At 52.1% G+C, this 18,757-nt stretch carries 17 protein-coding genes; 4 read left to right on the top strand and 13 right to left on the bottom strand.

Features of this window, described 5'->3' with window-relative positions; translation table 11 throughout:
• Window positions 1–32: 32 nt before the first annotated feature.
• On the bottom strand, window positions 33–2,285 hold the full coding sequence (locus KIH39_RS16155) for a hybrid sensor histidine kinase/response regulator (protein WP_213494253.1): 2,253 nt from the start codon (window positions 2,283–2,285) through the stop codon (window positions 33–35).
• Window positions 2,286–2,425: 140 nt separating this feature from the next.
• Window positions 2,426–2,917 (bottom strand): Hsp20/alpha crystallin family protein, encoded by a 492-nt coding sequence (locus KIH39_RS16150; protein ID WP_213494252.1) that lies wholly within the window; start codon window positions 2,915–2,917, stop codon window positions 2,426–2,428.
• Window positions 2,918–3,299: 382 nt separating this feature from the next.
• Here KIH39_RS16150 and KIH39_RS16145 point away from each other — a divergent pair, with 382 nt between their 5' ends.
• Complete coding sequence (locus KIH39_RS16145) at window positions 3,300–4,751, top strand: sigma-54-dependent transcriptional regulator (RefSeq protein WP_213494251.1); 1,452 nt, start codon at window positions 3,300–3,302, stop codon at window positions 4,749–4,751.
• 74 nt (window positions 4,752–4,825) lie between these two features.
• Here KIH39_RS16145 and KIH39_RS16140 read toward each other — a convergent pair whose 3' ends face one another.
• From KIH39_RS16140 to KIH39_RS16105, 8 genes are all read right to left on the bottom strand, one after another.
• The gene (locus KIH39_RS16140; protein ID WP_213494250.1) at window positions 4,826–5,089 is read right to left on the bottom strand and encodes a hypothetical protein; all 264 of its coding nucleotides are present in this window, start codon (window positions 5,087–5,089) and stop codon (window positions 4,826–4,828) included.
• 199 nt (window positions 5,090–5,288) lie between these two features.
• Entirely contained in the window at window positions 5,289–5,855 is a 567-nt protein-coding gene (locus KIH39_RS16135; RefSeq protein ID WP_213494249.1) for a redoxin domain-containing protein, read from the bottom strand.
• 35 nt (window positions 5,856–5,890) lie between these two features.
• Window positions 5,891–6,157: an anti-sigma factor family protein gene (locus tag KIH39_RS16130; RefSeq protein WP_213494248.1), complete on the bottom strand. Its 267-nt coding sequence runs from the start codon at window positions 6,155–6,157 to the stop codon at window positions 5,891–5,893.
• Window positions 6,154–6,774, bottom strand: coding sequence for a sigma-70 family RNA polymerase sigma factor (locus tag KIH39_RS16125; RefSeq protein ID WP_213494247.1), 621 nt, complete (start codon window positions 6,772–6,774; stop codon window positions 6,154–6,156). The genes KIH39_RS16130 and KIH39_RS16125 overlap by 4 nt, the downstream gene beginning before the upstream one ends.
• Window positions 6,775–7,256: 482 nt before the next feature.
• A complete protein-coding gene (locus KIH39_RS16120) occupies window positions 7,257–8,684 on the bottom strand; it encodes a hypothetical protein (RefSeq protein WP_213494246.1) in 1,428 nt (475 codons plus the stop codon).
• A gap of 72 nt (window positions 8,685–8,756) precedes the next feature.
• A complete protein-coding gene (locus KIH39_RS16115; protein WP_213494245.1) occupies window positions 8,757–9,452 on the bottom strand; it encodes a VIT1/CCC1 transporter family protein in 696 nt (231 codons plus the stop codon).
• 134 nt (window positions 9,453–9,586) lie between these two features.
• Window positions 9,587–10,972: a DUF1501 domain-containing protein gene (locus KIH39_RS16110; RefSeq protein ID WP_213494244.1), complete on the bottom strand. Its 1,386-nt coding sequence runs from the start codon at window positions 10,970–10,972 to the stop codon at window positions 9,587–9,589.
• A 113-nt stretch (window positions 10,973–11,085) separates the two neighbouring features.
• Complete coding sequence (locus KIH39_RS16105; RefSeq protein WP_213494243.1) at window positions 11,086–12,096, bottom strand: CobW family GTP-binding protein; 1,011 nt, start codon at window positions 12,094–12,096, stop codon at window positions 11,086–11,088.
• A gap of 141 nt (window positions 12,097–12,237) precedes the next feature.
• On the opposite strand from KIH39_RS16105, the gene KIH39_RS16100 reads away from it, so the two are divergent.
• Window positions 12,238–12,711, top strand: a complete 474-nt coding sequence (locus tag KIH39_RS16100; protein ID WP_213494242.1) for a DinB family protein — start codon at window positions 12,238–12,240, stop codon at window positions 12,709–12,711.
• Window positions 12,712–12,755: 44 nt separating this feature from the next.
• Here the strand turns inward: KIH39_RS16100 and KIH39_RS16095 are convergent, their stop codons facing one another.
• The 3 genes from KIH39_RS16095 to KIH39_RS16085 all read right to left on the bottom strand — a co-directional run bounded on the left by KIH39_RS16095 (window position 12,756) and on the right by KIH39_RS16085 (window position 16,248).
• Window positions 12,756–13,193, bottom strand: a complete 438-nt coding sequence (locus KIH39_RS16095) for a hypothetical protein (protein WP_213494241.1) — start codon at window positions 13,191–13,193, stop codon at window positions 12,756–12,758.
• 4 nt (window positions 13,194–13,197) lie between these two features.
• Window positions 13,198–14,115, bottom strand: coding sequence for an SRPBCC family protein (locus KIH39_RS16090; protein ID WP_213494240.1), 918 nt, complete (start codon window positions 14,113–14,115; stop codon window positions 13,198–13,200).
• 174 nt (window positions 14,116–14,289) lie between these two features.
• A complete protein-coding gene (locus tag KIH39_RS16085; RefSeq protein WP_213494239.1) occupies window positions 14,290–16,248 on the bottom strand; it encodes a DUF4214 domain-containing protein in 1,959 nt (652 codons plus the stop codon).
• Between the two features lie 201 nt (window positions 16,249–16,449).
• Between KIH39_RS16085 and KIH39_RS16080 the strand changes: the two genes are divergently transcribed.
• Entirely contained in the window at window positions 16,450–17,868 is a 1,419-nt protein-coding gene (locus KIH39_RS16080) for a putative sulfate exporter family transporter (RefSeq protein ID WP_213494238.1), read from the top strand.
• A gap of 1 nt (window position 17,869) precedes the next feature.
• Window positions 17,870–18,052, top strand: coding sequence for a hypothetical protein (locus KIH39_RS16075; protein ID WP_213494237.1), 183 nt, complete (start codon window positions 17,870–17,872; stop codon window positions 18,050–18,052).
• Window positions 18,053–18,757 lie beyond the last annotated feature (705 nt).

Raw genomic sequence — 18,757 nt, 5'->3', positions numbered from 1 at the left:
AGGGTGGATAATAAATTTACTCTGCGGAAAGTTTAAGCCAGGATATCGTTCAGTGCCTGGAGAAGCTGTTCATCGGAATAAGGTTTCTGAAGGAAGGCTTTGGCTTCGGAACTTATGATGCTGGCCGCCCGAGTCGTGGGTCGCAGGCCGCTGGTGGCGATGAATTTGAGATCGCGATCCAATTCATGCAACTTCTGCATGGTAGTAGGACCATCCATGCCCGGCATCATCATATCCATGACTACAACGCGGATCTCCTTGGGATACTTCCGGAATATCGCGAGGGCTTCTTCACCTCCGGACGCCGTGCGAACGATATAGCCATTCGATTCGAGAATGGCTTGCGTTGTCATCAGAATGGCCGGTTCATCGTCGACGACCAGCACGCATTCCCCATTGCCTTTCTGAGCGGCGATCCCGTCCAAGGGTAAGTGAGCCAATTCCGCCGAATGCGTAGCCGGGATGAAAAAGTTGATGCGCGTGCCCCGGCCAAATTCGCTATAGACGTTGACGAAACCGCCATGATTTTTGGCAATGCCGACGACGGTCGATAATCCCAATCCCGTTCCCTTACCAAATTCCTTGGTCGTAAAGAAGGGATCGAAGATCTTATCGAGAACTTCGGGAGCGATACCGGTGCCGTTATCAGTCACCGAAAGAACTACGTAGGCTCCTGGTTTTGAGCCGGGATACTGGCTGATCGTTTTCGTACTGAAGATGCGATTTTCGATGGAAATATCAATTAAACCACCCCCCGGCAGGGCATCCCGGGAGTTGACGCAAAGATTCATCACTACCTGAGCCAGTTGCGTCCGGTCACCGCGTACTGGCCAGATGGGGCGGGCGCAGCGGATTTCGAGACGTACCGATTTGGGCAGCGTATGTTCCAGAATCGTTTGCACTTCCGAAGCCACTTCGTCGAGCTGAACGGTGGTCCGCTCCCCTTCCATACCCCCGGCAAAGGTGAGTAGTTGCTTGATCATGGCGGTACCGCGATTCACGCTCAACTCCGCCGTTTCCAATAATCCTCTGCGATCCAGCCCGGGTTTCTCTTTTTTGAGGAGCTTGATCGTCATCAAAATCGGCGTCAGGACATTATTCAAATCGTGCGCGATACCGCTAACCAGCGTCCCGATACTTTCCAGACGTTGAGCTCTCAGGAAGCGGGCTTCCAGTTCCTTGCGTTCGCTGACATCCAGATGAATGGCGACTATGCTCATGGGTTTGCCTCCATCGTCTCGAATGAGCGTCCAGTGCGATTCGACGACTATTTTTTGCCCTTTTGTCGTTTGACGGAACTCCCCATCCCAGATTCCAAATTCTCGAACCTGCTCCCGGGCCGCAATCAGAGCATTTGTCGATTCCGTCTCCACCAGTTCTGAGAGCTTCCGATTAACCGCTTCACTGGCTGGGTATTTATAAAGCCTTTCAGCGCCTCGATTCCAATAAAGGACTCGGTCTTCCAGATCGAGCACGATCACGGCATCGCTGACTTTATCCAGGAGATCGGCTTGCTCTCGAATGCGCGCCTCCGCTGCTTTGCGATCCGAGATATCTCGAATCATACCGACGAATCGGCGTTGCTTAGGTGTTTGACTTTCCCCCACGGCCAGATCAATCGGAAACAGCGTTCCATCCCTCTTTCGACCGATCACCTCCCGACCAATCCCGATTATTCGCTTTTCCCCGGTCCGCTTATAGCGATCGATGTATTCATCATGTCGCTCTCGATCCGGGGCCGGCATAAGGAGCGAGACATTCTGACCGATCACCTCGCTAGCCGAGTAACCGAATATCCGCTCAGCAGCCCGATTGAAGGATTCGACAATTCCTCGGTCATTGATGGTGATGATGGCATCCACTGCCGTGTCGAGGATCGCCGTGACTCTCGATTCGCTTTCGCGGATCGAATTTTCTCTGGCGATGCGAGCGGTCACATCCTGGAAGACAAACAAACGGGCCTCCCTATCTCCGACCTTGAGTCGGCGGATGTAAACCTCGAGATCCTTTCCTTTATCTCCGGGATGGAATCGAATGATTTCCTCGCGTTTTTCCCCTTCTCCCCCAGCTAGGAATTCATCCTCATTGAGGACGGCGAGAAATTCGGAGGGAACCACTTCCCGAAGCGGCTGGTGTAACAAGCTCGTTTGAGACCGATTGAGCAACTGGCAGGCTTCGAAGTTGACAAATTCAATTTTCCCCTCAATCGCAAAAATGAAAGCGTGGGGGCATATCTCCATAATCTGATGAAAGAGGTTTTCGTTGAGGCCGTACTCTTCTGCCATAAACAACTGCTCCCCGGAACCCGCTGCGCCGACTCCGAGGAATATATTAAGAGTGACGGAGGAAATCGTTCATCCGTCACTCGCTCTCGAATCAGAAGTATCTCACAACTAATTGGCCTGCAAGTACTCCGAAATTCTTGTCAGCTCTTCTTAACCGCGATTTTCAGCGCTTTCGCTGCCGGGGATTTTGGCAGCTGAATCGTCAGTATTCCGTTCTTGTAGCTCGCTTCGATCTTGTCCTGCTCGATACCAGCTGGAAGTCCGGCGCTGTAGCTGTACGTGCATTCCGTTTTACTGGTTTCCTGATCCTTCTTGGTTTCCTGTTTTCGGCAGGCTTTGATGGAAAGATTCCCATCGTGTACCTGGATGTCGAAGTCACCCGCTTCGAATCCGGGAGCTTCGGCCTGCACTACGACCATGTTTTCTTTGTCTTCCACTTCCACACCCCAGCGCCAATTCGCATCGAACTTGTCCTGTTGTAACTGCCAGGGGTTGTTGAAAAATCGTTCCATTGCCCGGTCAAAATCGGAGAAATAACGATTTGCCAGTTGTGGGAAACCCGTGAAGGGAGAAACACCACGCATACCGTTACCTGTTTGAGACAAGCGGTTCGGAACTACTTGATTACGCATGGCTGAATTCTCCTAAATTTGAGAAAGCTCTTCGATTGTTTCCTCGATCTTTTCCAGATTTTTCAAAGAGCCAATATCTTCAAAAAACTATTTATGCAGACTTTGTGCCAATTCATCGTAATGGCGATCCCAAAACGACACGCGACATTTTCGCGATATAACCGACTGATTTTCTAAAACGAGAGGCCAGTTTGTCAGACCACTCTGGAAAGTGAATTTCCGGTGTGACAAATGCTTTTTCGAATTTGGCACACCTTGTCCGGGAATTGCTGTTAAGATGGGCGGGAGAACAATCAGAATAAAAATTCTCGACGCGGACCGATCGTCTTAAACTAACAGGGAGAGTCGACCGGTTCCCACCTAGCAGATATGTGATTTCCGCATGAAGCGTCTTATTGTCATCGACGATGATCCACTGGTGATTAAATGCTTCCATTATGCTTTTCCGCCGGACGAATTCGAAGTCCGGGAAGCTCTGACGGGGGCGGAAGGGCTGTACACTTTCAATGAAGACCGACCCGATGTGGTAATTAGTGATGTGCGGCTTCCCGATATGTCGGGGCTGGATCTGGTCGAAAAGTTCAAGGCTATAGATTCGCGGATACCCATCATCCTGATGACTGGTCACGGCACGGCCGAAACCGCAATCATGGCCATGCGTCAGGGCGCTTTCGACTACATCATGAAGCCGATCGATCCCGATCAGCTTCTGGAATGCGTCAACAAGGCATGCGAGATCAGCCGTTTGATGCGGGTGCCTGCCCGGTTGCCCGATCCGGAAATTGAATACGACTCTACCGGCGAAACGATTATTGGCCGCTCTTCCGCGATGCAGGAGGTCTACAAAACCATCGGACGGGTTGCCTCCACCAATGTCTCGGTTCTGATTCTCGGCGAGAATGGAACCGGCAAAGAACTGGTGGCCCGAGCGATCTATCACTACAGCAAGCGATCCGACAAGCCTTTTATGGCCGTCAACTGCGCGGCCATACCGGAAACGCTTCTGGAGAGTGAACTCTTCGGCCACGAGAAGGGCTCCTTCACCGGCGCGGATCGCAGACGTATTGGCAAATTTGAGCAGAGTTCCGGCGGTACAATTTTTCTCGATGAAATCGGCGATATGACGCCTCTGACGCAGGCGAAAGTTCTGCGGGTGCTGCAGGATCAGCAGTTCGAACGAGTGGGTGGTAATGAAACCATCCGTGCGGATGTTCGCCTGATCACGGCCACCAACCGCAACCTCGACGACATGATCACTCACGAGAAGTTTCGCGAAGACCTTCTCTATCGCATTAATGTCTGCACGATCCGACTGCCGCCGTTGCGCGAAAGACGCGAAGATATTCCGCTGCTGGTTCATTATTTCATCCGACGCTATGAATCTGAATTGGAGAAGAAGATCACCGGGGTCGAGCCACAGGTGATTCAGCTGTTGACGGATTACCCCTGGCCGGGCAATATCCGGCAGCTTCAAAATGTGATCAAGCAAGCGCTGTTGCGAACGGTCGGGCCCAATTTACTTCCGGAATTTCTACCCGATGAGATCGCCGAAGTCCGTGGCCCGGCGACGCCGGAATCGGGGGTGACAAAGAGCGGCAGTTGGACCGGGATGTTGCGGGGCTTCATCAAAAAACGCCTCGAGGAAGGGGGCACCGAACTACATCAGGAGATGCTGGCTCTTCTGGAAACCGAGCTGATTGCCGAAGTCATTCGGTTTACCAAGGGCAATCTCAGTCAGTCTGCCGCCATTCTGGGTATCACTCGGCCAACGTTGCGGGCGAAGCTGGAAAAACTGGGAATCGATATCACCAGTAACTGTGAAGTGAACACGTAAATCAAAAAAAGATTTGGGACTGGGCTGGGTGAGGTGATTTAAACCATCACCCGGACGGTCGTTGTCGACTGAGATTACTTGCCGTCTTTCATTTTGCTGTCGTCCATCTTGCCTTTCATCTTTCCGTCGTCTATTTTGTCTTTCATTTTGCCATCGTCCATCTTGTCCTTCATCTTTCCGTCGTCCATTTTGTCTTTCATCTTGCCGTCATCCATCTTCCCTTTCATCTTCGTATCCATTTTGCCTTCGGTGCTCTTGGTCTTGCTGTCGTCGCAGCCGGTCAGGGAAACGGCGCTGAAAGAAGCTACCACAAAGGCCGCGAGAATCGTCTTTTTCATCCTAAACTCCTCAAATAAAATTTTACATCTCGATCTCATTCCCGAGCGGAGAACCATTCGCCGTCTAGAGTGTTTTCGAGCATTACTCCTACTTGGATTACAGCCCGAAGAAAAGGTTACAGGGAATCTCCGGAGAATAATTGAAGAAGAACGCGGACCGCGTAGGTTTTCTGAGGTCCAACTAATAATTGCGCTCGCATTAATTCTTCTTCGGCAATTCTTTTAAAGCGGCTTCCACCACGGAAGTGACCTTCTTGTAACCCTCTTCACCCAGTTCGCCTTCCCAGCGGTAGCGAACTTTACCTTGTCCATCGACTACATAAACGCAGGGCCAGTAGTGGTTCTGCCAGGCGCGCCAGTTGGCTCCCGAATTGTCCACGGCGATAAGAAATTTCAACTGATGCTTGTCTGCCTGGGCCGCAATTTTCTTCACGTCTTTTTCGCTATCGAATTCGGGTGTGTGTATGCCGACGAGAGTTACCTCTTTGGTATTCTTAAACTTCTCCTGCCAGGCGCGCAGATGAGGATAATTGTGGACGCAGTTGATGCAGCCGTGAGTCCAGAACGCGATGATCGTAACCTTATTCTTTTGATCGGACATTTTGAGCGCCTGGCCATTGATCCAATCGGTGACGTCGCGAAACTCGGGAGCACGGGGAAACTCCTCTTCCGGAGAAACCTCTTGAGCCAATGTCGGCCAGTTGGAAATTGGTGTGATTAATACCAGCGGCAATGCCAGGATCAGGGACGTTAAGAAGTAGTGCATACAGGTCTCCTCGTGCGGAATTCCAAAATGGAAAATTACTTGGGACGGGCTTTAATAATCGCCTGGATCAGCTCTTCCGGCGCTTCGGAAGTAGCCGAGCGATCGGGATCTTCGAACACCTTCTTTTCGATGGCAATCGATTTTTGATAGCCTTCGAGATAGGCCCGGCATTTGGCGCAGCCGGTCAGATGCAGCCGGAATTTCATCCGCTCCCAGATCGTGAGTTTGCCATCGACGTAATCGACGATGAATTTATCCAGCTCCTCGCAAGTGAGGAGCAAAGGCATTTTTTCTGGGTTCATAACAGTTCCTCCTTCCACAGGGGCTCCAACAGTTTTTTCAAAGCGGCCCGGGCACGATGCAATCGCACCTTCAGAACCACTTCGGTTATCTCCAATATTCGCGCGGCCTCGGCCGTGTCGTAACCTTCGATGTCTCGCAGCACCAGTACCAGTCGATAGGCGTCGGGAAGCAAGGCGATCTTTTCGCGCACCTGTTCCCGCACTTCCTGACGAACGGCCAGCTCTTCCGCAGAGGACCGGGGATTAGCCGATTTTCCAACGCGGTGCCCGCTCTCATCGAACTGCGGCAACAAATTCTCGTCCAACTCCACCGCTTGGCGCTGCCGGCTCCGTAGCTTCATTAACGCGGCATTGACCAGAATGCGATGCAGCCAGGTTCCCAGAGCGGATCGCTCTTGGAATTCATTGATCTTGCGAAATGCCTGCAGGAAAGCTTCCTGTACGCAATCTTGGGCATCCTCTTCATTCGCCAGCATCCGGCGAGCCACGGCCAGCAGCCGACTGCACCAGGTACGCACCAGATATTCGAAGCCGTCGGCATCGCCGTTGCGTAGCTTGGCGAGCAGGGTTTTTTCATCGAAGGGCCCCGGTGGACTCGGCTGCGTACTCGAATACATTCCTTCCATTCCCAACTGCTCCTGACCTGCTAGCGATGGAATTTCTTCATTGCTTTGTTGGATGAGCTCGGCTCCCGAATAGTTACAGGAAATTTCTGATATACGGTTTGGGAAGGTGGGAAGTGGCGTCGAAAATATAGGGTTTTCCCAGGAAAGGTCATCAGATCATCAAATTTGTGATAGTGGAAAATGGAATTTTGATGACCTTTGATTATTTCTCGGGGTTTTCTGACTTTTCTTCCGCGAAGTGTGGGAAATCCATTCGGGGAACTGAGGGGAACTGGCTCGGGCTTCGGTGCCTGTACCCCGAATGGTCAAGGAAACAATTTCACCTCAAGCGAAAAACGGTTCGGGGTGAGAGTCGCCTCTTTCACCTGCCGATGAGAATGAACTGTCCAGTTCAAATCGCATGGTAGAAATCGCCAATTTCCACCACACCTGATTAGACCATATTTTTAGCAATAGCGGACTCCGGGAAATCCCTATTTTTCCCCCGGAACATCCTGCAGAATTGCTGCTTTCTTGGCCCGATTCGCGGGATCCCATAAGCGAATGCCAGTGTCCTTAGGTTGATAGGCTTCGCCAAAATCCTGTGCATCCAGCGACCAGGAGCGCGGCTCGGGTAGTTCCTGGCGAATGAGATCTCCCTGATCGTCGATTCGATTTTTGCCCACCGAATAAATGGCGATTCCATCGGAAAGTCTTTGATAAAGCATCGGTTTCCCACTGAAAGGATCCAGGGGAAGAGTTTCCAGATATTCGGGACAGATCTCTTGGAGTTGGTCGGGCCACTGGCCTTTCGCCAGTCGGTAACGTTCGCAAGCGACCGCGATGAGAGATGAGCCCGCGAACGCCCGGCGATTGCATTCGGCTTCGAAAATCCTCAGTCCGGACGCCATCAGATTTCGTGTCAGAGGATGTCGCCAGGAACGGACGATCGTAGGAAAGTCTCTTTCGATTTCCTTGAATTTTTCGAGCGCCTCATACGGTGGTAGCATCGCAGCTTTCACCATTTCCGTACAGATTTTCAGGCCCATCGCCTGATCCGAGCTCCAGGTGATTTGCATCAAAGTTCGCTGTAAAGGGTGAATGGAAGCATTAAAGCCCATCAGTTGATCCGGATCGCGCCGCAAGAGATTGGTGAACTCTAAAAAAGCGGCCCGTTCTCCTCGAAAGCCGGAGAGGACCAGATTTTGATTTGTTTGCCGTTCGAGCTCGCGCTGCAAATCTCGCAATAGAATTTCCGGCAATACCCCTTGCGACAAGATATCTTGCGTGGTGCGAATCGCGATATTATCCAAAGCCATCTGAATCAAATTGGCGAGCAGGGAGAGCTCACCCTCCACCGAACGACCCGCATTAAAAATGGCTCGAATGTCGAGGACGGCCGTGTCCCACTTCTGATTTTGCGCCTGATGAAGGGCGTCCCATCTCAGCAACTGAGCGATTCCCCGGCATTTTTGAAGGCCACTGAGATCGGTTTTCAGCCAGTTCTGATCGTATTCAAGAGAATGCTTCCCCTGCGGATACTTGACTAGTTTTCGAGCCAGTTCCACGGCGGCCGGGTCTTTGGCGAGTTCCTTCGTGAGCCACTCGTCCAATTGCTTGGGAAGCTTTTCCGGCAAGAGTCTTAGGTTTTCGATATCCGGGCTTTTGACCAGCGCCGCTATTGCGGCAGGGTGTTTCAGAATCAATTCTTCGATCACAGAGAAGCTATTCGGTTCTGGCTTATAGGCGTTCCGCTGTTCGATTAACTGTTCGAAGCGCCAGCCGGGGTCTTCCAGGTCGAGTTGGGCCTGAAGCCTCTCGAGATCATTGTTGAAAATGAGGAAGAGAACTCCCGCAATCAGGGAGAGTAGCAGTAGGAAAGAACCTATCAGAATCCAGCGTTTGATTTTTCGACGGGTCATTCTGCATTCGTTCCCACGGCTACTTCCAGTGTGGACGATGATAGGAAGTCTTCCGATGTTTTTCCGTCCGGCTTACCCGAACAACTTGGCGATGGTGAAGGCCGCGGTGGCCGCCAGTCCGCCGACGACCACTGTCTGCCACGCCGAGCGGAATGGGTGACTTGTAGTATACCGCCCTTTGATGTAACCAAAAACTAATAACGCCAGCAAAGTCACGGCGGCCGAGATCATCAGGCCTTGTCGGGCCGTCGCGGCGAAAAAGTAGGGAGTTAATGGCACCATACCGCCGACGATGTAAGAAACGGCGATGGTGAAAGCGCTGGTTCGGGCCCGTTTAGGGTCAGGTGCTTCCAGGCCGAGTTCGAATTTCATCATGAAGTCGACCCACTTCACGGGATCTTTCCGAAGTGAATCAACGATTTTCTCTATCTGGTCATCCGGCAGACCATAGCCGCGAAAGACTTCGGCCACTTCCGCTGCTTCAACTTCGGGCAGTTCCACCACTTCGCGCTCTTCGCGGTACTTTTCGGAAGCGTAATGCTCGGCGTCTGTCTTGGCCGCGAGATAGCCGCCCAAGCCCATGGCAATCGAGCCAGCGGCCACTTCCGCGAGGCCCGCTGTGATGATGATCTGCGTAGCTTCCACGGCCCCCGATAAACCGGCCGCGAGGGCGAATGGAACCGTCAAGCCATCGGCCATGCCGATAACAATGTCACGCACCATTTCCGATGCGGTAAAATGCTTTTCAATATGTTCCGGATGGATCATGTCTGCCTAGCTCTTGGTAGATTTGCCAGATAGAGGATTTACAGGATTTGATTGACAAAAAAAGAGCAAACGACCGCTTAAACCCGATGGAAATTATCCAAGGGGTTCAGCGCGAAGCAGACTGAGATTCAATCTCACGAAAACAGGTCGGCAATCGGTTTGCCATAGGGCAAAATCGGCATCGGTCGGCCGAGATTATCCAGGAAGCTCTTCTCGGGGTCGATTCCGAGATGCTGATACATCGTCGCCCACAAATCGTTGGGGCTGAGCGGCCGATCCTTGGGATGTTCTCCCTTGGCATCGGTGGAGCCGATCACCTGGCCATGTCGGATACCGCCGCCGGCGAGCAGCATACTCATGGCCTGGGGCCAGTGGTCGCGGCCAGGCCGTCCTTTTTCGTACGAAAGCTTCGGCGTTCGGCCAAATTCCCCAGTGACGATCAGCAGAACTTTTTTGGTCAGGCCGCGATTGTGCAGATCTTCGACCAGTGCGGTGATCGCCTGATCATAAAACTTCAATTTGTATTTGGTATCGGTGAATATGTGGCAATTCACCGCATGCGAATCCCAGTTGTAGCAGCAGTCTGCAGGTAGCTCCCCGGGGTTTTCCAGAACCATGGTGACGAAGCTGACACCGGCTTCGACCAGTCTTCGGGCCAGGATGCAGCGCTGCCCGAAGCGATGCATGCCGTAACGTTCGCGAAGTTTTTGAGGTTCTTGAGAAAGATCGAACGCTTTCTTCGCCTTCGGACTGGTGATTAACTCCACGGCCTGTTTTTCGAAAGTATCCAGCGCGGCCATAGTACCCGTTTTGTCGATGCCGCGGTTCAGCGAATCGAAACTCGCAAGCAACTTCTGCCGATCGTCCAGATTGGCCACCATGCCGGGCGACATCTTCAAATTCTGTACGCTGAAATCGGGCAACTGCGGATCGCCGGGCACGAAAAAGGGTGTGTAGCTCGGCCCCAGATAAGCGGCCCCGAAACTGAAGACATCCACACCTTGTCGGCCGCTATCGACGCCACTGATGTAGTTAGGCAGACCGACATTGCGATCTTCGCGGCACTTGGCGACGATGGAACCGACCATGGGATGGTCGTTCACGAAGCCGGTCGGTTCCTGGGGATCGCGGCCCGTGAGAAATCGTTTATGGCCGCCGCCGTGGTCGCTGAAGGTGTGGGAGACCGAGCGAATCAGAGTATACTTGTCGGCCATCTTGGCGTGTAGCGGCAGATGTTCGCAGATATCGATGCCCGGGACGTTGGTCTTGATCGGTTTGAAATCGCCGCGATACTCCGTCGGGGCGTCCGGCTTCATATCATAGGTTTCCAGGTGCGGCGGGCCGCCTGGCAACCAGATGAAGATGACCGAGGTATCGTCCGAACCGCTCGGATTGGCTTTCGCCTGCGATTGCATGCGCATCAATTGCGGCAGCGAGAGGGCGCCGAGCCCGAACAGGCCGGTGCGAAGGAATTCTCTACGCGATTGCGGTCCGGGGCAGCGGTTTGGCAGGTTCAGCATGCGATAGCCACTCGAAATGAGGTTACCAGCGGATGTTCTAATTATCGCTTAAATCCCATATTTGAGCAACCGGATTTACAGGAAAAATCCTATGGCTGAACCTGAATTGTCCACTACGCCAGGCAACTCCGAAAACCGCCTTCCAGTTCGGCGCGGTTCAAGTTTCGACCTATGAAGACGATCCGGTTGGTGCGTTCCTCTTTCTCGGCCCAGTCGCGTCCCGGTTTGCCGTCGAAGAGCATATGAACCCCCTGGAAGACAAATCGTTGGGGATCGTTCTTGATGCTGAGAATGCCCTTCATGCGGAAAATATCGGGGCCCTTGGTGGCCAGGAGTTCCGAAACCCATCGATTGAGCTTTTTGGGGTTAAGATCGCCGGGGATGAGAAGACCGATCGATTTGACTTCTTCATCGTGGTGATGATCTTCGTGCTTGTGCTCGTGATGATGTTCATGGTCGTGGGGCGATTCTTCCTTGGGCAGGAAATCGGGTTCGTGTTCCAGAATGCGATCGAGATTGAAGCCGCCGATACCAATGATTTTATCCATATCGATCTCGGCTTTTTGCGTGCGATAGATCTTGGCCACGGCGTTCATCTTGTGAATCTTGGCCTGCAATTCCTCTAATTCCGCTTGGGAAACTAAATCGGTTTTGTTCAAAAGCAGGACATCGGCGAAGGCAATCTGCTCTTTGACTTCATGAGAATCCCAATGCTGCGAAACGTGCTTAGCATCCACCAGGGTGACGATGCCATCCAGACGGAAGTTTTCCTGCATGTCGGAATCAGAAAAGAATGTTTGAGCTACTGGTCCGGGATCGGCCAGGCCGGTGGTCTCAATCAGTACGTAATCGAATTTGTCCCGGCGTTTCATCAGGTTGCCGAGAATGCGGATCAGATCGCCGCGCACGGTGCAGCAGATGCAGCCGTTGTTCATTTCGAAGATTTCTTCATCGGTCTGGATTACCAGATCCTGGTCGACGCCGATTTCACCGAATTCGTTTTCGATTACGGCTATGCGCTTCCCGTGGTGGGCCGTGAGAATATGGTTCAGGAGGGTGGTCTTACCCGAACCGAGAAAACCAGTCAGAACGGTGACCGGGACGCGTGCTATTGCTGCTGCCATCTTTCAACCTCCAGAACTAGCGAGAATTTATGCTTTAGGGGGAGGAAGGAATTTCGTCGAGTCATGTCAATTTTGCTTTCCTTCATAAATGTCCGTCGATTACAATAACTTCCTTCAAAACCCATCTCTTCGAGGTGTACGATGATTCCCTTTCCCGAACTGATTCAGCAATACCATTCCGGAATAGATGTTTTGCGTAAAGCCGTCAGCGGCATGACCCGGGAGCAACTGCTCGCGCATCCGATCCCGGGCAAGTGGAGCACGCTCGAAGTCGTCGCCCACATCAGCGATTTCGAATCCATTCTGGCCGATCGCATGAAGCGGATTATCGCTCTGGAGCGACCTTTGTTGCTGGTGGCCGATGAGAATCTGTTCGTGACCAAATTGGCATATCAGGAACGGGATCTGAACGAGGAACTGGAACTCATCGCGGTCACTCGCAAGCAGATGGGGCGGATTTTGAACACCGTCAAGCCGTCGGAAGCGACCAACCGGGCTGGCGTACATAGCCTCAAGGGATTGGTGACGCTGGAGGCCGTGCTGAGCTCGGCGGCGAATCACATACCGCATCATGTCCCGTTCATCGCGGAGAAGCGAAAAGCGTTGGCTTCGTGAGTATTTTTAGCGACGCAGAATAGCATGCGTCGCTGATAGTCGATTCACTTCATCGTCAAAACCAAAATACCTCTCAAGCTCCATGCGATGGTGCGTATCCAGTTGGTACGCACCAGACGGCGATGCACCTCGGGGTCAAAGCCATTCGCGAGACGTTCATGGCAGGGCACTTGCAGCAGGAAAGTGGACGCCCAAATCACCACAAGAAGTCCCAACCCCGCACTTAAGAGTTCCGTCGAAATTCCCGCTGGTCTAAACCAGAATAGGGCAATGGCACTTCCCCCTTCCGCAACCATTGGCAGTATTACTACCCAGCTGGTAAGCCGCATGTTCGTCCGGATATAGTTCTCAAATTCATCACCTTTGGCCAGTGCGAATAAAGGATAGTGAACCACCTGAACAAACCAGATCAGTCCCACCATGTAGAGCGTACTGGCGACATGGATCTGCGATAACCACTCGGGTAAATGTTCCAAGTTCATCTGTCTATTTTTGCTGTGCGGAAGTTTCGCAAGTACCAGATTCGACGATCTGTCGAGTAACTTGGTGTCGATAGGTAAACATCTTCGCCAGTTTCCGGCGAACCAACCAGCCTCCCAATATTCGCCCCACCGCACCCATCGGGGCAACATACTCCACATTATCCCGCAAGATCGTCCCGCCTGCGCCATCATCGATAAACTCATGCCGATGGTACCACCAGGCAAACGGACCCGACAATTGCTGATCGGCGAACATCCGGGGTGGCTCGTATTCGGTATGAAGGGCAACCCATCGCATTGGAATAGGGCCGCTCTTCCCGGCGAGCACTACCCGGCTCCCAGGTTTCAGCGAGCCGGCCGATTCAGAAACTTTCATGTTTTCCCAGGGTGGAATCAACTTTTCCAGCGCTTCCGGGCTCTCATGAAATTGAAAAACGGTTTCCGGAGTGGCGGCGATGCGCGATTCCCGAATGAAGTGCTGAAGGGCGTTCTTGCTCGGTCGCTGATCGCCGCGATAATTCATCGCATCCCAGATCAGGTAGGTGAACGGCACCCACCAAATCAGGTCGTTCGTCAGAATGGTTAACCCGAACAACGGCGGGAAAGTGCCTTTGAAAAGTGCAAAAGCGAAACCGATCGGACCGAAAATTTTACCGAGTAGTCCGACCAGAACTATCGGCCAGTGCGTATGAGGATCTCCCGCGGCAATCAGGTAGCCGACGCCGTAGACGCCGACGATCATGCCGACGCACTGCCAGATTTCGGGATAGTTGAGGCGTGGAATGCCGACGAGATCGAACAACAGATTGGGGAAAAGGATTGTGAGTGTTCCCCAGATCAGGTTGTACCAACCGGCCACCCAGAGCCAGCGCCGGGCCCAGCGGGGAGCTTCCGAGTCAGTCGGGGATGTATGCAATTCCATTTCCAAACCGATCTTTTAATGCCTAAGCAAAGGAGAGGGATTCCTGCAAAGCATCCATAGCCCGCAAGAGGGGGGATGTCCAGTAAAGAAGTTTTTGAGTTGGAGAGTGTGATTTGGTTACTGCGAGGAAGGCGCAAAAGAACTTCCTTCCTCTGTATTCAAAACTCAAGGTGCCTAAGCCTTCACTTGCGCCGTGGCGTCGGCAAGGAATTCGGTTGAGGCCAGAATGGTGGCTTGAAGAGTCCCGAAAGTCAATCGTCCATTTTGGAGTTGATTCTCAAAACCACTCACGGCGCCCGGCTCCGCACTTCTTTCCAAATAGCTGTTGAAATCGGATTGGATAACGAGGTTTAAAGACTCATTTGAAAACAGAATATTTCTTGCCACTTGGGCCGGTGTAAGCTTGCCCTGATTCAGAGCGTTGACCCACCCGGCGGAACCGGCGACGTCCGGAGTGCGACCCAGAAAGAGTTGATAGAGTTTCGAAACCAGTTGCGTGTTGTTGTTGGCCGCTAGGAATTCCTGAGAGGAGAGAATTTGCAATACCACATCGCTTTCATTCGCTCCATTCTGAAGCATTGCGACAAAATGCTTTAATCCCTTCGGATCTGCAGCGCGATTCAGCAGAGTCTGATAGTAAGTCTCCACTTCATTGGTTCGATTCTCTGTGGAATTGATCAAAGCATAGGCGAGAGTTTGCCGGGAGACTCCCGAATTGAGATCTGCGACTAGCGCTGTGATTCCAGCAGTGTCCCCCGATCGTTTCAGGACGGCATTGTAAAGACCCAGTACGAAGGCTGTGTTGCTATCGGCTGCCGGGGTCGGCGCGAACAGCGTGGTCGGCGTGGTGGCCACGCCGTATGTGGACAGTAAAGTTTGGCTGGTTGTTGGCGTTTCTTGATAGGCTCCGATATCAGGAGCCAATTGGGCCCGCGTGACACCGCGCTGATCAAAATTTACGTAGTTGGGAACCTGCGGTGAGCCATGACCGAGGGCGAGACTGTTTGGGATGAGTGCCAGAGTTTCAGTCGGACCGCCGTTGTTCTGAAGCGTCGGATTGTTGCCGAAGAGGACTGCGAGATTGTCGTACTCGATTGCTTCACCTAAAGGATATACTTGTGGCATAAAAATGTTGTTGTTACCGTCTGGCATGCTTGCCGAACTAGTGATGTTATTGGAACTCGTGGAAGATACGGGGCCATTGATATTGGTATCGGTAAGATAGTCGTGGCCGGATCCTCCTCCTGAATTTCCAGCAATAATCGAATTGTATATGCCGAAAGCGGTATTCGAATTGATGGCGAAACCACCATAGCTTGAGGCGTTATTCACTATTGTTGAATTCGTGATAGTAACGGTGGCTTTATCAATTTCTATTGTGCCACCACTCTCGGCTAAGTTTCCAAATAATGTGCAATTTGCGACGGCAGCATGCCCAGAAGCAAACTCGAGAGCATACCGTAAATTGGTCTGATTCTTATAGAACGTGCTATCCGAAATTAAAATATTGCTAGTGCTGTAGATGCAGGTGTCAATTGTGCCAATACATAGGTTTGAAGTGAAATTCGAGCTAGTGAGAGTTAGATTTCCCGAGTTGTTAATTAGACTACCATTAGCTGAGATGATATTTTGATAGAAAGTGCAATTTCCCAACTTCAAAACCCCGGCATTACTAACGAGGGATCCATTCAAATTTTGGACCGGAGTCGAGAAATTCGTAAACTCCAAATTCTCGATATCGATGTTGGCTGAGCTGGCCACGGTGAAAGCAACATTGCTGATGTTCGGTGCCGAGAGGATGATCTGGTTCGCAGTCGGGCCGAGAATGGCGAAGTTGCCCGTCAAGTTTAAGGGTGCGGTCAGGGTGAAGGTAGCAGACCCATTTTTGGTGAGTGCCGGGTCGAAGGTGATGGAATTCGAGCCGGAGGCGCTATTCGCCAGACTGACGGCGTCGGGTAACGTCATGTGGGCGGTAGTGATGGTCGTATCCAGCACATCATCGAGGCTGTTCACAATGTAGGTAGAGAGAACTCGGCGGGCTTCGAGATCTTCCAGTTTCAAACGAGTTGTTCGCAGTTTTTGGGTAGCGGAGTTCGTGCGAGTAGAAAGCCCGGAGCGAATCGAATATAGCATGCGTCCCATCCTGAAGTGTGAATCTCTTACTGTAGAATTATACCCAGAGCAGTTTTCGTTCAAAAGGATTTGGGAAAAATACTTTCCGGACTCTCACTTCAACTCCATCGCGATTTAACCGATTTACTCACCCCTCGTTAAATCCCTATATTTTCTCCTTACCCTCCGTTTGGCTTTTTTCTCTCCGGGCGAAGACTTTTCATGAAATCCTGGTTTCGATCCGAGGATGTACTGGCCGTGCTGCTAGGCATTCTCCTTATCGCCCTGAGCTTGGGAATGCTGGCCGGCATAAATCTGCTCGGCTGGTCTGCGGCGGTCAAAGAATGGACCAGCTTCTCCAAGGCCATCGCGCCCTCCTCTTCCTCTTACGCCAACATCACCGGTTGGGGAGCCTTGGGCGCGACCTATGCTTTTTTGCTCGTCGTGCTCTCCGGGGGTGCGATCTTCCTCGGCGTGAACCCAAAGCAATTTGCCATCAAATTCACTCTGCTTTTTGCAATCGCGTTCTTACTCTGGATCCTCGGCCATAATTCCTATATCGCCGCGACTCCCAATAAACGACCGGTCGGCGTCGAGTGGTCCCTGGGTCTTACCGGAGAAGCGGGCTATATCCTGGCTCTGCTGGGAGGCTTGTTGATCGGCAACCTGATTCCTAAATGGGCTGACTGGTTCAGAGAGGCCGCGCGACCCGAGTTGTTTATCAAAGCGGGCATCGTGATTTACGGAGCGGTGTTGGGGATCAAAGCCGCCGAAGAGTCGGCTCGGGCTGGGGCTATTCTGTTTCGCGGACTGGCCGCCATCATCGAAGCCTATCTCATCTACTGGGCACTCGTCTACCTGATCGCACGAAAATTATTCGGTTTCAGCCGGGAGTGGGCGGCTCCCTTGGCTTCGGGAATATCTATCTGTGGGGTCACGGCGGCCATCACTACCGGGGCCGCCATTCGGGCCCGGCCGCTGGTGCCGGTTATGGTTTCTTCTCTGGTAGTTGTCTTTGCGGTTATCGAAATGCTGGTCCTGCCGAGTCTGGCCCACACTCTTCTTCCCAATGACCCGATGGTGGCTGCGGGTTGGATGGGTCTGGCGGTCAAGACGGACGGCGCGGCGTTCTCCAGCGGCGAGATTACCGCCGCACTCTACTATCCCGATCCGGCCGATCCGAGCCGGAAGTGGATGGCTTTGACAACGACCACGGTAAAAGTTTTCATTGATGTGTTCATCGGCATTTGGGCCTTAATTTTGTCGGCCATCTGGGCCTGGAAGATCGACAAGCGAAAAGAAGGCGGCTTGCCGTTGCTTGAAATCTGGGAGCGTTTTCCAAAATTCGTTTTTGGCTACGCCCTGACGTTCGGAGTCTTCTTCGCACTGGGATTTTTCGATCCTTCCGAAGCTCCGATCTTGAAGAAAGCGACCGATCAGACGGACGTTTTTCGCCGGATCTTTTTCGTGCTGACCTTTTTCAGTATTGGTCTGGCAACGAATATTCGCCGACTCTGGGCCGAGGGGTTGGGTCGACTGGCACTCGTCTATGTCGTCAGTCTCTTCGGCTTCGTGATCTGGATCGGTCTGGCAATCTCCTATCTGTTCTTTCACGGCATGTCCGCGGGGGGAGTGAAGTAACATGGAAGCACCCAAAATACCGCCGAGTGATCGGCAAATTGCCGAGGAATTATCGAAGGTGGAGGCCGAGCCGCTATTACCGGTGGAGAAGTGGCTGATCTTCGGCAGCCTGTCGCTGGGCATTAGTCTGTTGGGACTCTTGCTCTGGATCAGCCATCGCTATTTCCCGATCGCTGGGGAGTAGGGGGATGAGGGATGGAAATCATTATCTGCTGCAGCAGTGAAGTGAAGTCATCCGGCGTTTCGAGGGGAACTGGCTTTGACTTCGGAGCCTGTTCCCTGAAGTCAGCAAATTAAGAGATGAAGAATTTAACCACAGAGGGCACTGAGAACACAGAGAGGTTTTGTGGTAGGCTTCAGTTTACTGAATTTTGAGTGTTGTTGAAAATGCGAAGCATTTTCAACAGAGCAAAGAGAGTTTTAAGAGATGTTGTGCCAAATGGAGAAGACTCTCAGTGTTCTCGGTGTACTCAGTGGTGGAAAAAGTTTTGTGTTTATTTGAAAAGCATTTAACCGCTGAGGAAAGAAGAAAATAAACCGGCTATTCGAGCGGGACTGGCTCTGTCTTCGGAGCCTGTTCCCTGAAGTCAGTAAATTAAGAGATGAAGAATTTAACCACAGAGGGCACTGAGAACACAGAGAGGTTTTGTGGTAGGCTTCAGTTTACTGAATTTTGAGTGTTGTTGAAAATGCGAAGCATTTTCAACAGAGCAAAGAGAGTTTTAAGAGATGTTGTGCCAAATGGAGAAGACTCTCAGTGTTCTCGGTGTACTCAGTGGTGAAAAAGGTTTGTGTTTATTTGAAGAGCTGTTAACCGCAGAGTTGGCTGAGAAGAATTAGACTACCCCAAGGGGAGTAGGCACGTTTCTCTTCCCTCTTCTTCCAATTT

Origin of the sequence: Telmatocola sphagniphila, assembly GCF_018398935.1 — a bacterium.
In the GTDB taxonomy this organism is placed as follows: domain Bacteria; phylum Planctomycetota; class Planctomycetia; order Gemmatales; family Gemmataceae; genus Telmatocola; species Telmatocola sphagniphila.
The sequence above is the reverse complement of the archived record's forward strand: the minus strand, read 5'-3'. Positions and strand labels throughout refer to the sequence as shown.

Bases quoted from the DNA above. Each gene is read 5' to 3' on its own strand.
- KIH39_RS16155 (WP_213494253.1), bottom strand. From the start codon at position 2,285: ATGGCAGAAGAGTACGGCCTCAACGAAAACCTCTTTCATCAGATTATG.
- KIH39_RS16150 (WP_213494252.1), bottom strand. From the start codon at position 2,917: ATGCGTAATCAAGTAGTTCCGAACCGCTTGTCTCAAACAGGTAACGGT.
- KIH39_RS16145 (WP_213494251.1), top strand. From the start codon at position 3,300: ATGAAGCGTCTTATTGTCATCGACGATGATCCACTGGTGATTAAATGC.
- KIH39_RS16140 (WP_213494250.1), bottom strand. From the start codon at position 5,089: ATGAAAAAGACGATTCTCGCGGCCTTTGTGGTAGCTTCTTTCAGCGCC.
- KIH39_RS16135 (WP_213494249.1), bottom strand. From the start codon at position 5,855: ATGCACTACTTCTTAACGTCCCTGATCCTGGCATTGCCGCTGGTATTA.
- KIH39_RS16130 (WP_213494248.1), bottom strand. From the start codon at position 6,157: ATGAACCCAGAAAAAATGCCTTTGCTCCTCACTTGCGAGGAGCTGGAT.
- KIH39_RS16125 (WP_213494247.1), bottom strand. From the start codon at position 6,774: ATGTATTCGAGTACGCAGCCGAGTCCACCGGGGCCCTTCGATGAAAAA.
- KIH39_RS16120 (WP_213494246.1), bottom strand. From the start codon at position 8,684: ATGACCCGTCGAAAAATCAAACGCTGGATTCTGATAGGTTCTTTCCTA.
- KIH39_RS16115 (WP_213494245.1), bottom strand. From the start codon at position 9,452: ATGATCCATCCGGAACATATTGAAAAGCATTTTACCGCATCGGAAATG.
- KIH39_RS16110 (WP_213494244.1), bottom strand. From the start codon at position 10,972: ATGCTGAACCTGCCAAACCGCTGCCCCGGACCGCAATCGCGTAGAGAA.
- KIH39_RS16105 (WP_213494243.1), bottom strand. From the start codon at position 12,096: ATGGCAGCAGCAATAGCACGCGTCCCGGTCACCGTTCTGACTGGTTTT.
- KIH39_RS16100 (WP_213494242.1), top strand. From the start codon at position 12,238: ATGATTCCCTTTCCCGAACTGATTCAGCAATACCATTCCGGAATAGAT.
- KIH39_RS16095 (WP_213494241.1), bottom strand. From the start codon at position 13,193: ATGAACTTGGAACATTTACCCGAGTGGTTATCGCAGATCCATGTCGCC.
- KIH39_RS16090 (WP_213494240.1), bottom strand. From the start codon at position 14,115: ATGGAATTGCATACATCCCCGACTGACTCGGAAGCTCCCCGCTGGGCC.
- KIH39_RS16085 (WP_213494239.1), bottom strand. From the start codon at position 16,248: ATGCTATATTCGATTCGCTCCGGGCTTTCTACTCGCACGAACTCCGCT.
- KIH39_RS16080 (WP_213494238.1), top strand. From the start codon at position 16,450: ATGAAATCCTGGTTTCGATCCGAGGATGTACTGGCCGTGCTGCTAGGC.
- KIH39_RS16075 (WP_213494237.1), top strand. From the start codon at position 17,870: ATGGAAGCACCCAAAATACCGCCGAGTGATCGGCAAATTGCCGAGGAA.